The 12739-nt window shown below is 60.6% G+C and carries 14 protein-coding genes; 13 read left to right on the forward strand and 1 reads right to left on the reverse strand.

Annotated elements, in window-relative coordinates; all coding sequences use genetic code 11:
* Positions 1-195 precede the first annotated feature (195 nt).
* The 13 genes from gbpA to ACNFHO_RS11670 all read left to right on the forward strand — a co-directional run bounded on the left by gbpA (position 196) and on the right by ACNFHO_RS11670 (position 11428).
* Complete coding sequence (gene gbpA / locus ACNFHO_RS11610; protein ID WP_416766343.1) at positions 196-1626, forward strand: N-acetylglucosamine-binding protein GbpA; 1431 nt, start codon at positions 196-198, stop codon at positions 1624-1626.
* Positions 1627-1751: 125 nt separating this feature from the next.
* Entirely contained in the window at positions 1752-2258 is a 507-nt protein-coding gene (locus ACNFHO_RS11615) for a type II secretion system protein N (protein WP_416766345.1), read from the forward strand.
* A complete protein-coding gene (gene gspD / locus ACNFHO_RS11620; RefSeq protein ID WP_416766347.1) occupies positions 2255-4090 on the forward strand; it encodes a type II secretion system secretin GspD in 1836 nt (611 codons plus the stop codon). The genes ACNFHO_RS11615 and gspD overlap by 4 nt, the downstream gene beginning before the upstream one ends.
* Positions 4087-5550, forward strand: a complete 1464-nt coding sequence (gene gspE, locus ACNFHO_RS11625) for a type II secretion system ATPase GspE (protein ID WP_416766349.1) — start codon at positions 4087-4089, stop codon at positions 5548-5550. Before gspD ends, gspE begins: the two co-directional genes overlap by 4 nt.
* On the forward strand, positions 5551-6753 hold the full coding sequence (gene gspF / locus ACNFHO_RS11630) for a type II secretion system inner membrane protein GspF (protein WP_416766350.1): 1203 nt from the start codon (positions 5551-5553) through the stop codon (positions 6751-6753). It abuts the gene before it with no gap.
* Between the two features lie 2 nt (positions 6754-6755).
* Positions 6756-7202 (forward strand): type II secretion system major pseudopilin GspG, encoded by a 447-nt coding sequence (gspG, locus tag ACNFHO_RS11635; RefSeq protein WP_112899406.1) that lies wholly within the window; start codon positions 6756-6758, stop codon positions 7200-7202.
* Positions 7199-7648 carry a pilus assembly FimT family protein gene (locus ACNFHO_RS11640; RefSeq protein ID WP_416766353.1) on the forward strand — a complete coding sequence of 150 codons (450 nt, stop codon included), beginning with the start codon at positions 7199-7201 and terminating at the stop codon, positions 7646-7648. The genes gspG and ACNFHO_RS11640 overlap by 4 nt, the downstream gene beginning before the upstream one ends.
* Complete coding sequence (gene gspI, locus ACNFHO_RS11645) at positions 7629-7838, forward strand: type II secretion system minor pseudopilin GspI (protein WP_416766355.1); 210 nt, start codon at positions 7629-7631, stop codon at positions 7836-7838. Before ACNFHO_RS11640 ends, gspI begins: the two co-directional genes overlap by 20 nt.
* A 151-nt stretch (positions 7839-7989) precedes the next feature.
* A complete protein-coding gene (gene gspJ / locus ACNFHO_RS11650; protein WP_416766356.1) occupies positions 7990-8583 on the forward strand; it encodes a type II secretion system minor pseudopilin GspJ in 594 nt (197 codons plus the stop codon).
* A gap of 56 nt (positions 8584-8639) precedes the next feature.
* Positions 8640-9434 carry a general secretion pathway protein GspK gene (locus ACNFHO_RS11655; RefSeq protein WP_416766357.1) on the forward strand — a complete coding sequence of 265 codons (795 nt, stop codon included), beginning with the start codon at positions 8640-8642 and terminating at the stop codon, positions 9432-9434.
* The gene (gene gspL / locus ACNFHO_RS11660; RefSeq protein WP_416766359.1) at positions 9431-10543 is read left to right on the forward strand and encodes a type II secretion system protein GspL; all 1113 of its coding nucleotides are present in this window, start codon (positions 9431-9433) and stop codon (positions 10541-10543) included. Before ACNFHO_RS11655 ends, gspL begins: the two co-directional genes overlap by 4 nt.
* Complete coding sequence (gene gspM / locus ACNFHO_RS11665; protein WP_416766361.1) at positions 10543-11010, forward strand: type II secretion system protein GspM; 468 nt, start codon at positions 10543-10545, stop codon at positions 11008-11010. Before gspL ends, gspM begins: the two co-directional genes overlap by 1 nt.
* 70 nt (positions 11011-11080) lie before the next feature.
* Positions 11081-11428, forward strand: a complete 348-nt coding sequence (locus ACNFHO_RS11670) for a YgiW/YdeI family stress tolerance OB fold protein (protein WP_054891196.1) — start codon at positions 11081-11083, stop codon at positions 11426-11428.
* A gap of 48 nt (positions 11429-11476) precedes the next feature.
* Here the strand turns inward: ACNFHO_RS11670 and ACNFHO_RS11675 are convergent, their stop codons facing one another.
* Positions 11477-12721, reverse strand: a complete 1245-nt coding sequence (locus ACNFHO_RS11675; protein ID WP_197890402.1) for an MFS transporter — start codon at positions 12719-12721, stop codon at positions 11477-11479.
* Positions 12722-12739: the final 18 nt, after the last annotated feature.

The following is a 12739-nucleotide window of genomic DNA, read 5'->3' on the forward strand; positions in this document are numbered from 1 at the left end:
GACCTGTGGGCGATCCGGGTCTGCAATGGGCTTCGGATCTCACAGGCCAGTGTGCATTGACTGCGCTTCCTCTCGGACTAGCCTTACAGTCCGCACTCCTGCGTTTTCTTAATCTTCGTGCTCTTCCAGCTCAAGCCGTATCGGTCGTCCATGCAGGTGACCGAGCGGACTTGGACTTTGCCACGAGGATTTTGTGTGAAACGAGTAGCTCCACGAAAAGGATTTCTGGCGAGCAGCGTATGCGCTGCGCTTGTCAGTACGACCCTGTTACCGCAGTTGGCAAACGCCCATGGTTACCTGCAAGACCCGCCTTCGCGTGACATCCTGTGCAAGCAGAAGCAGAACACTGGCTGTGACTCGGTGGACTGGCCACCCAGTGCGGGAGAGTTCGCCCAGGGATTCCCGAGTGATGGTCCAGCTGATGGCAAATTGATCGGTGGTCACATATTTCCTGTCCTTGACGAGCAGAGTGCCAACCGTTGGCATCGTGTCCCGCTCGACAAGCATGAAATCGAATTCAAGTGGCTCTACACAGCAGCGCATGTAACCAAGAGATGGGAATATTTCATCACCAGGAGAGACTGGAATCCCAACGCTGCCTTGGAGCGCGCCTCGTTCGAGAGCACACCATTCTGTTCCGTCGATGGTGGCGGGAAGAAAGCCGATGATCCCTCGCATCCCAAGCACACCTGCGCAATTCCTGCCGATCGCTCGGGACATCACATCATCCTTGGCGTATGGACTGTCGGTGACACCAGCAATGCGTTCTACAAGGCTGTCGATGTCGATATCCAGGTTGACGGCGGGCCTGCACCCGAATGGCGCCAGGTCGGCAGCATCAATCCGCATCGCAATCTGAAGAAAGGCGACAAGGTCAAGGCCAGAGCGTTTGTCGGCGGTCATGAGTCCGAGCAGTTCAGCGCCAGCATCGTTATCGAAACCGCCGAGGAGGGTGGGGCGCCGAACTGGGCCTACAAACTGGCCAAACAGATCAACGCCACACAGGTGTTGGTCAGCGCCGGACAAAAGGACGCCGAGGGCAACGTCGCGCCGGTGCGCGGTTCCAATATCATCTTTGCCAAGCAGGAAAGCGGCGTTACGGGCTACGAGTTAGGCTTCGAAGGCAGCCCGCCGGACGCCTATATGCACTTGCACGGGGTGAAGCCGCAATACAGTTTGATAGACGGTAAAGCCACCATCGACTTCTCGGTGATGACCAATCGTTCGATGGAAGTCACCGCAATACTGTTCGATGCGAGCAACAAGCAAGTCGGCTACCAGCGTCAGCCGGTGGATTCGACCACGAAGCCGTTCACCGTCGACGCCATCAGCGTGGAGGGTGGGCATGTGCTCAAGGTCGTCGGCAAGAATGAAGATGACGAGATCCTCCTGCAACAGGAGCGCGACCTGACCCTTGAGGTGCAAGGCGAAGAAGCCTATCCCACCTTCCCGGAAGGCATTGCAGGCTACACCGCGGGTACCCGGGTCTATGCCAGGGGAACTCGCGATGTCTATGAATGCAAGCCTTTCCCATACTCGGGGTATTGCCGCCAATGGACCGAAAGCACCACCCAATATGAGCCCGGCATTGGTTCTCAATGGCAGAGCGCCTGGGACAGGCATTGATGAACAGGGGGTATCCGAACAGGGTGCCCCTTTTCATAAGCGGGAATGGGCATGGCTTACGGCAAACAATACTGGCAACTGCTGTCGTGGCAATCGGTGCTCGTCATCCTCCAGCGGGGGTTGCCTTGATACCTGAACATTACCGTCGTCATGCGGCGTGGCTGGTGTTGCCTGTGCTGCTGGCGTCGTTCCTGGTGTGGCGAGAAGACCGGTTACGCAGTCACTGGCGCACCGAGGAACCGTCGGTCGCCACATTGCCGGACGTCGAAGTTGACCGCTCCCTTGCGGTTACCACGCTTGCGCTGGCGTTCGGTTTTCGGGCCGCGGATGCGAGAGCTTCCGTGCGCTCGGACATCATTCTCAAGGCCACTTTCGCCTCCAGTGCCGGAGGGTCGCGCGCGCTGGTTGCTCTGGATGGCAAGGTTGCGGCGTATCGCATTGGCGACCGTCTGGCGGGCGGTGCTGTCGTCCGGCGCATCGAATCGCATGCAGTTGCACTATGGATTGATGGCGTTGAGGAGGTTCTGCCCCTTGAGGGGACCAAGGGCTCCTTGCTGCACCTGGTGAGAGAAACCTCCCATGCGCCAATAAAACCGGATTCCCATCGTCTTTTCCTGCGGACTTCCCGATGAACATACGGCTCATGTTGCGGTTAGCGTCGCTGAGCACGCTTTTGTGCCTGTCTGGCGTGTTTGCCCACGCGCAGCCTCCGGCCACCTGGCAAATGGCGATGAGCGATGCGGATGTTCGCGATGTGGTACGGGAGGTAGGGGCAATCCTCGACCAACCGATCATTCTCGATCCTCGGGTACAGGGGCGGATCACGGTGCTATCCAATGAGCGGCTGGACAGTGAAGGTATCCGCAGATTGTTCTACTCGGTACTCAATGCTCATGGCTTTGCTGCAGTGAACGATGATGGGCGTTTACTGGTATTGCCGGCGAGCGAGGCCAAGGCGTGGGCAGATCAGCAACTAGACGCTGCGCCGACAGCCTTCACTACCCGTGTATTCAGCCTCCAGAGCAGTCTTGCCGCCGATCTGGCAGGCCTTCTGCGTCCATTGGTTTCCAGCAATGGCTACATCGGCCCTTCGAGTTCGGCCAATGCCTTGATCGTTACCGACTCGGGGACGAATCTGGAACGCCTTGCGACATTGATTGCGCAACTCGACAGTGGTCAGCGACACGACCATGAAGTTGTCGTGCTGCGTCATGCCCAGGCCAGTGAATTGCTGGCGGTGATCGAGGCGGCGGCGGGTGGGACGGAGACTGGCGTACGGGTACTTGCCGACACTCGCAGCAATACAGTGCTGATGCTGGGCCCCATTCAGTCCAGGCGACGTCTGGCGCAGTTGGCACGTTCGCTGGATGTGCCGACGCCGCAGGCTTCACAGAATTGGCGCGTGATCAGGCTTCAGCACAGCAATGCCGAGCAATTGGCCGAAGTACTGACTGAAGTTGGCGATGGCCTGAACGGCAAAGCATCAGGGGAGCGCAAGGGTTTCGACAACTTGTCGGGAAAAACCTCGGTCAAGGCGGATATCAGCCAGAACGCTCTGGTATTGCTAGGTGAGCCGGAAGTGTTGATCAGTCTGGAGCAGATAATCCAACAGCTCGATCAACCGCGTGCGCAAGTGTTGATCCATGCGGCCATCGTCGAAGTCAGTGGCAGTATCTCCGAGGCCCTCGGGCTGCAGTGGGGTATCGATCGAGGCAGCCTGAGGGGCGGAATCACCTTTCCTGACAGCGGCTCTTCATTGTCGACGCTGCTTGGCGGTGAGTCTCTACCAGCAGGGGCCGCACTGGCGATCGGATCTGATCGTTTTGCTGCATTGGTCAGTGCGTTGGCGAGCAACTCCAGCAGCAACCTGCTGTCCACGCCCAGCCTGGTGACACTGGATAACCAAGAGGCCCAGATCCTTGTGGGACAGAACGTGCCGTTCAGATCCGGCAGCTATGCAACCCCAGGCAGCGGCACGGAAAACCCCTTCACCACCGTCGAGCGCAAGGACATCGGCATCAGCCTGAAGATTCGTCCCTATATCAATGAGGGCAGCAGCTTGCGTCTGGAGGTCGAGCAGGAAAGCTCGGAGCTTGCGCCCAGCGTGGTCGAGAACGATCTGATTACCAACAAGCGCACCCTCAAGAGCACCATTCTCGCTGCCGATGGCGAAATCATCGTGATCGGCGGATTGATCAAGGACAGTGTGCGTGCCGAGCAGCGCAGCGTACCGCTGTTGGGAAGCTTGCCTCTGATCGGCGGATTGTTTCGCTGGCAGCGAGATATCGATGAGAAAACCAACCTGATGGTGTTCCTGCGTCCGACCATCCTGCGTACCCGACAGCAACTGACCGAAGCTGGCGAGCGAGCCTATCGAGATGTGCGCTCTCCTGCGGCCTCTTCCTTCCCGGACGATGTGCAAAACCTGTTCGACACCCCCACCATCAGAAGTGACCGTCAATGAATGGGTCTCTGCCGTTTGCCTTCGCCAGACGCTACGGCGTGCTCTTCGACCAGCATGCCGAACCGCCCGTCATGCTGATGCGCAAGGACACCTCGCTGTCGTCGCTTTCGGAGGCGTATCGCTTGGTGGGTGCTGGTTGGGATTTGCAGTGCCTGGACCCCGAACGTTTCGCCGAGCGTCTCGCCAGTTACTATGGTCGGACACAAGATGCTGCCCAGACTGTGGTTCAGGACATCGATCAGCAGTTGGACCTTGCGCGGCTGGCCGAGGAATTACCGCAAACCTGCGACTTGCTCGACCAGCAGGATGATGCACCGATCATTCGTTTGCTCAATGCACTGCTCAGCGAGGCCGTCAGGTCGCGTGCATCGGATATTCATCTGGAAACTTTCGAGCAGCATCTGCGTGTACGCATGCGCATCGATGGTGTCATGCGTGAAGTGCTGTCGCCGCCACGAGCGCTGTCGGCCCTTCTGGTATCTCGGATCAAGGTGATGGCACGGCTGGACATCGCGCAGAAGCGCATTCCCCAGGACGGTCGCATCAGCCTTCGCCTGGCCGGACACGAGGTGGATGTGCGGGTTTCGACCCTGCCTGCGGCCCATGAAGAGCGGGTCGTGCTGCGCCTGCTGGACAAGCAGGCGGTACGTCTTGATGTCGAGTGCATGCAGATGCAGCCGCAAACCCGCTCGGGGTTTGTGCGATTACTGCAAAGGCCTCACGGCATTTTTCTGGTTACCGGCCCCACCGGATCGGGCAAGACCACCACGCTGTACACCGCGTTGTCGGTCTTGAACGAGGTGACGCGCAACATCCTGACTGTTGAGGATCCGATCGAGTATCACTTGCCCGGCATTGGCCAGACCCAGATCAACAGCAAGGTCGACATGACCTTCGCCAGGGGGCTGCGGGCGATTCTTCGACAAGACCCGGACGTAGTGATGGTCGGCGAGATCCGTGATCACGAAACCGCAGAAATTGCCGTACAAGCATCCCTGACCGGTCACCTGGTGTTGTCGACGTTGCATACCAACAGCGCATTGGGGGCGATCACACGCTTGACCGACATGGGAGTGGATCCTTGCCTGCTCGCGTCGTCGCTGTCGGGGGTGATGGCCCAGCGTCTGGTCCGCCAGTTGTGTCCCAGCTGCAAGACGCCCATGGAGGTCGACGCCGTCACCGCGCAGTCGCTCGGCTCCCCTGCAAACCTGCCTGCGCGGATCTATCGTGCGCAAGGCTGCGAGCATTGTCAGCATGGCTACAGTGGGCGGCTGGCGCTGCATGAACTGGTGCTGGTGACTGCGGAACTTGCCGAAGCGATTCATCGGCGCTCCTCGCAGGCGCAGATGCTCGATTGGGTACGTCAATCCACGCCAAGCTTGTTTGACCACGGCGTGCAACGTGTGTGCGAAGGCCAGACCAGCGTCGAGGAGTTGCTGCGAGTGGCGGGGCAGGGATAGATGATGAGGTTCAGGTATCTCGTTCAAGACCACCAAGGTGCGCGCAGGCGGGGCACCCTCGAGGCCGGAAACGCCAGGCAAGCTCGACAGTTGTTGCGCGAGCAGGGGCTGCTCATCATTGCGGTCCGCGCGGTTCGACTGCAATGGAACAGTCGCTTGCGGCTTGTCCGGCTTGGAGCGACACAGCTGGCGATCATCACGCGGCAGTTGGCTACCTTGTTGCGTGCCAGCATGCCGTTGAGCGATGCGTTGCTGGCGGTCGCTTCGCAAAGTGAAGATCGCCAGGCCAGCAAGCTGATGGGTGCCGTCAACGAGCAGATCGCCCAAGGGCGTACCTTGGCCGATGCCCTTGGCCATTATCCGCAGGCTTTTCCTGCGGTGTACCGGGCAACGGTGGCGGCAGCTGAGCGCTCGGGTCATCTGTCGAGCGTATTCGAGCGTCTGGCCGACCATGGCGAGCGTGAGCAAGCGCTGCGCCAGAAGGTTCAGCTGGCGATGGTCTATCCGCTGATCCTGTTCCTGGTGTCGTTGCTGGTGGTGGGGTTCCTGCTGGGATATGTGGTGCCAGATGTCGTCCAGGCCTTCGCCCGCGATCAGGCGCAGTTGCCCTACGCGACCTTGTTGTTGATCGCTCTCAGCGAGTTCACTGGGCATTTTGGGCTTTTGATCATCATGACTGTGCTGTGCTGCGTGGTGGCCGTTCGCTGGGCGCTGCACCAGCCCGCCAGGCGACGGCGCTGGGATGCACTGGCTCTGCGTATACCGTTGTGGGGTGAGTTCATTCGTGCCAGCAACGCAGCGCGTTTTGTCGCCACGTTGGCCACACTCGGGCGCAGCGGCGTTCCTCTGGTCGAAGCCATGCGCATCGGTGCCGTGGTTACCAGCAACCTGGCATTGCGCGAACGTCTGATCCGCGCAGCCGTAGAGCTGGCCGAGGGTTCAAGCCTGGCCAGCAGCCTGACGCGCTGCGCAGCGCTCCCTCCACTGACCCTGCACATGATCGCCAGTGGCGAGCGGGCCGGTGAGGTCAACACGATGCTTGAGCGCGCCGCAGACCTGCAAGAAAAGCACCTGAGCTCGCGCATCTCGTTGCTGGTCAGCCTTTGCGAACCCGCGATGCTCCTGCTCATGGGCGGCATCGTGCTGTTCATCGTGCTGGCGATCCTGCTGCCGATACTCAACCTCAATCAACTGGTTACCTGATCATGTCCCCACGCAACAGTCGTCGCCGCAACGTCGGTTTCACCCTTATCGAAATCATGGTGGTGATCATCATCCTGGGCGTGCTTGGCGGGCTGGTGCTGCCCAACGTCATGAGCCGGCCAGACCATGCGAAAGCTACGGCAGTGCGTACCGACCTGCAGTCAATTTCAACCGCGCTGGAGATCTACCGGCTCGACAACGGTCGCTATCCCTCCACCGAGCAGGGCCTGCAAGCCTTGGTAACACGTCCCACCCAGGCGCCTGCGCCAAGGATGTGGAACGAGCAGGGCTATCTCAAGAGCATGCCGGTCGATCCTTGGGGAGGCGAATACCAGTACCAGAGCCCTGGTACTCGCTCGAATCAGGGCTTCGACCTCTACTCCCTTGGTGCAGATAACCTGCCGGGAGGCGAAGGTATGGACGCCGACATCGGTAACTGGCCCCAGTGAGACGTAGCCGCGGATTTACCCTGCTGGAGTTGCTGCTGGTAATGGCGGTGCTCGGGGTGGTGATCGGCATGGCAGGGTTTGTATCCATGCACAACCCGCAACGGTTGGCCGTACAGGAGGCGCAGTTGTTCCTGCGGTTTTTCGAGCACGCCCGTGCGCACGCATTGATCTCGGGACAGACCCTTGGCATTCAGGTCAACCAGGATGGCTACCGCATGATGAGGCTGACGCAGTTGGGGTGGCGTGCAGGTGGTGATCTGCAGCCCAGTGAGATGAACCTGCGCCTGAAACACACCGACTGGTCGCCGGTCGTCTCGGACGGCCTTGTTCCACTGGTGCTGGTCGGTGACGAAGAACACACGCCTTTCATCCTGTATTTCAGCCACGCCGGGGAGCTTCTGGCATGTGTGGCAAGTGACGGAATCAATGTGCAATTCGGCTGCTGAGCGGGGCTTCACCCTGCTGGAGGTCATGGTTGCTCTGGCGATCTTTGCGGTACTGGCAGGTGCGGCGAGCATGGCAATGCAGCTGGTCTTGCAACAGTCCCACCAACTGCGTGAGCGCATGTATGGCAGTTGGATTGCGGACAACCACTTGACCGAAATGACTCTCCTGCCCACGCCAGGCCCTGGATAACGCGTACTGACGATCGACTTTGCCCAGGGGCGTTGGCACTTGGAGGAGCGGCGTAGACGCAGGCACGCATTGCTCGAGGTCGAGGTACTGGTCATGCGCGTCCCGAGTGGTCCGGCGGTGTATCAGGCCAAGCGCTGGCTGGAGATTTCGAATGAAACGCAATGAGTCTCGCGTCGGGCGCAGGCAGCGTGGTTTCACGCTCCTGGAGCTACTGCTGGCTGTGGCAATCTTCGCTGTGTTGGCTGCTGGTGCTGCCCGTTTGTTCAATGCGTTGCTGCGTACCGACTCGGCGCGCCAGGCGCACGCCGATGAAATTCGTAGCTTGGCAAGGGCGATGGGTATGCTGCAACGGGACGCCCTGCAAGGGGTATTTCCAGCTGCGTTGGAGAAAGAGCACTTCGCCTTGAGGTTACGGGAGCAACGGCTTAGTTGGTTGTCGAGTAGCGGATATGACATCCACCTGCAGCCGCGCAGTGACTTGCATATGATCCAATATTGGCTGGAAGACGGTGTGTTATGGCGCCAACGCGACAGTCTCGTCAGTGGCGCAGGGCGAGCGCAATACTTGCTCGGAGGTATCACGAGTCTGCATTGGCGAGTCTTCGTGCCTGGCCTGGGGTGGCAAGCCGACTGGCCCGGTGATCGTACAGCGAGCGAACCGCCCATCGCTCTCGAAATTACCTTTTCCATTGGACGAGCAGAGCGGCTTCGCCGCGTTCTCCCGCTGGCGAGTGTGAGCCTGTGAGAGGGACACGACAAGAGGGCCTCGCGCTGATCACCGTGTTGTTGGTCATGGCACTGATGGTGATGCTGATCGCCGCGATGTTGCGTGACCACCGACTGTTGATTGCCAGTGTATCCGGCCAGACTGAGGCTTCGCGCGGGCTACAGGTGCTGATGGCCGCAGAGCGCCAGGCACTGGCGCTTTTGCGCGAGCGCTTGAGGCTCGACATGCGTGTCGTTCAGGCGGGGCAGTCGTGGTCAAAACCCTTTGAGTTCACTCTGGGCGATGTGCGCCTGCGAGGGCGAGTCGAGGATTTGGCTGCGCGCATCAATCTCGCTGCGCTTGTCCGCAGCCGCGAGCCCGACCCCGTGTTGCTTGCGCGCTGGGAGCGTCTTTGCCGGGCCCTTGGCCTGGTTACTCCGGATCTTGCCATGTTGCGGGGTGTTCCACTGGTGGATGTCAGCCAGTTGGCGCAGTTGCCGGATGTGAGTGCCGAAATATTGGAGCGCCTCAGGCCGTGGGTGGCGGTGCTGCCTGCGCAGGCTGGGCTGAACATCAACACTGCAGATCGATTCGTCCTCGGCACACTGGAGGGCGTGACGCCGGCGATCGCTCAGCGCCTGGTCGAGCAGCGCCCCAAGGATGGATATGCCAGCGTGCAGGCCTTTCTTGGCGATCCGTTGCTCGATGGTCAGGTCGCCACGGGGCGCGGTCTGGCGGTTGGCAGTCGATGGTTCGGTATGACCCTTCAGGCCGATTTCGAGACGAGCCGCTCGTACCTGCACAGCGAAGTGGAAGTGGACCTGGATGGTCATCGAATGCGCGTATCACGACGTATGTTTTCCATGGTACGACCAGCAGGTGCCGAATGAGTGAGTACGCTGCCTACCTGCTGCCCGAGGGCGTGGGTGGGGTTCCGAAGCACTGGCCTGTTCGCGTTCTTCAGCCTGATGGCGTCACGCGGGAGTCTCGTCTGAGTGACCTGGAGGCATTGGCTGGACAGAAGGTGACACTGGTGCTGCCGATGGAGCTTCTCTCCTACTGTCAAACTGGCTCCTTGCCGGGACGCAAGCCTGCCTACGATACCCTCGCCTTTGCGGTAGAAGATCGATTCGCCACCACCCTGGAGGCGCTTCACCTCGCATTCGGCGTCGCGAACCAGGCATCATCGCGTCCCTGCCTGGTGATCGACCGAGCGTGCTTCGAGCAACTGCTGTCGTGTCTGCGCGTTCAGGGAGTCGAACCGCAGGCAGTGCTGGTCGATGCAGACATGCTCGCCTCGGCCGGCCCCACGGCGTTGTGGCTGGAGGGGCGTTGGCTGTTTGGCGGCAGGGAGCAGCAGCGTCTTGCGGTCAACTGCGCGGCAGCCAGAGTGCTGAGTACATCGTTGCCTGAAATCAAATGGCTGGCAGAACCAGGGCAGGCGTCACGATGGGACGAGGTCGAGCTGGTTACCGACGCCTTTGCGTTGCTTTGGCAGGGGCGATTTGACGCCATCAACCTGCTCCAGGGCGCCTTCGCACCCGGACGCGCCAAGTCAGTGCCTTGGCAAGCGCTACTGGGCGGATGCCTGCTGGCAGCATTGCTGGCCTGCATTGCCGAGTACTGGCACGTAGAGTGGCTGCAAGGACAGGTCGCGCAGTTGAAACAGCATAATGTGCAAGCATTCCAGCGTTGGGCGCCGGGACATGTACCGCGTGATGACCTTGCGCGTCAGATAAACGAATTGATGCAGCACCCTGCTCCGCCAACAGCGATGCAGCGTCTGGCCGTGTTGAGTGAATCCTTGGTCGAAAGCGGCGACTTGCGGATCGAGCGCGCAGAGGTTGTGGCTGGTCAGGGATGGCGGATCGAGGTTCTGACCCAGGGCTTCGATGATCTGGAACGATTTCGTCAGCGTCTGCCAGGGCTACAGGTCGAGCGTGCGCAGCAGGCTGCACAGCAGGTAAGCGCTACATTGACATGGGCAGGAGGCCAATGATGGTTGGCCTGCTTGATTGGGTCGGCAGAGAGTTGCGAGGTATTCCGGCCCCGCGTCGCAGGGCGCTCAAGGCCGTTGCCTGGGGCCTTGCCGCGATCATGGTCTGGCAGGGGTTCTGGTTGCCGGCTCAACAACGATTGGCTCAGGTGCAGGTGCAATTGAACCGGGAGCGTGCGCTGGCTCAACAGTTGCGACGCCTTTCGGCGACTTCCGCAGCGCTGCCAACGCCCGCGCAGGCCTTGACGACCGCACGCCTGAATGAGAGGGCGCGGATCGATGGGCTGCAGATCGTTGACATGCATAGCAATGGCTCGCAGGTGACGATGACGCTGCAGGGTAGACCGCATATCTTGACGCTCTGGCTCCATGCATTGGAGCAGGATGGGATGCAGTTGACCGGGATAAGGCTGCAGGCGGTCGATGACCAGCTGCAGGCGCATCTGGGCCTGGTCATGGATGATGGGTGATTGCCATTAAGCTTGGCTTCAGCAGCCGTTGTTAGCTTGTATCCATCCAAACCCATACAGGACCTGCATCATGAAAGCCCGTTACCTGCCCCTGATCCTCGCCCCACTGTTCAGCACCGCCGCTCTCGCTGCCGGCTACACAGGCCCGGGCGCCCAGCCGGTGACCACCGTCGCTGCCGCCAAGGAGGCCGCCGATGACACCCCGGTAGTGCTGCAAGGCTATGTGACCAAGAAGATCAACAACGACGACAAGTACGAGTTCAAGGACAACACCGGCACCATCACCGTCGAGATCGACAACGAAGACCTGCCGGTAACCCCGTTCAACGACAAGACCAAGGTCAAGCTGACCGGCGAGGTGGAAAAACACCTGATGAGCCGTGAAGTGGATGTGGATATCGTCGAGATCGTCAACTGACGAACACCGTTTCGCGGCGGTTCTGCGCCCCGAACCGCCGCGAATGCCTCACACCGATTTAGGTGCCAGCTTGCTCAGGTGCAGCGCCACCAGCAACGCCACCGCCAGCAGGCCGCCGATGAACAGGCCGATGCCGTTCCAACCGGCGTAATGCCAGAACACCCCGCCCGCCGTCCCGGCGACACTCGATCCCGCGTAGTAGCAGAACAGGTACAGTGAAGAGGCCTGCCCCTTGGCCTTGAGCGCGCGTCGACCAATCCAGCTGCTGGCCACAGAATGGGCACCGAAGAAGCCGAAGGTGAACACCAGCATCCCGACGATCACCACTGGCAATGGGGTGAACAGGGTCATCAGCATGCCAGCGGCCATCACCAGGATGCTCGCCCAGAATACCCTGCGACGCCCCAGCCGGTCAGCCAGCGCGCCGACCTGTGCCGAACTGTAGATGCCTGACAGGTACACCACCGACAGCAAGCCGACCAGCGCCTGGTTCATGTGATAGGGCTCGGCCAGCAGGCGATAGCCGATGTAGTTGAACAGGGTGACGAAGGCGCCCATCAGCAGGAAGGCTTCGAGGAACAGCCAGGGCAGGCCGGCATCCTTGAAGTGCATGAGGAAGCCATCGAGCAGATTGCGCGGTTTCAGCGACTGCGCGCGGAAATTGCGCGATTCCGGCAGCACCTTCCAGAACACCACCGCGGCCAGCAGCGCCAGGCCGCCGATCACCAGCATGGCGGTGTGCCAACTGACGAAGTCGATCAGCACCCCGGTGATCAGCCGCCCGCTCATCCCGCCGATCGCATTGCCACCGATGTACAGGCCCATGGCCAGGCCGATGTGCTGCGGGTGGATTTCTTCGCTCAGGTAGGTCATGGCCACCGCCGCCAGGCCGCTCAGCGACAGGCCGACCAGTGCGCGGGTGGCGAGCACGCCTTCCCAGGTTGGCATCACTGCGCTGGCGAGTGTCGCCAGGGCAGCGCACACCAGGGCCGAGACCATCACCGGTTTGCGCCCGATTCGATCGGAAATGGGCCCGGTCACCAGCAGCCCGAACGCCAGCATGGCGGTGGATACTGACAGCACCAGGCTGCTCTGCGCAGCGTTGATCGAAAACTCTTGCGACAGCAGCGGCATCATCGGTTGCACGCAGTAGAGCAGCGCGAACGTGGCGAAACCGCCGCTGAACAGCGCCAGTACGGTTTTCATGAAGGCTGGGGTGCCTTTTTCGATCCACAAGTCGTTCAGGGGAGGCACTTCGGGTTCGGCGGGGAGGGGGGCTACAGCAGTTTTCACGGGCGATACCTCTGGCGC

Origin of the sequence: Pseudomonas sp. NY15374, assembly GCF_048068255.1 — a bacterium.
Classification (GTDB): domain Bacteria; phylum Pseudomonadota; class Gammaproteobacteria; order Pseudomonadales; family Pseudomonadaceae; genus Aquipseudomonas; species Aquipseudomonas machongensis.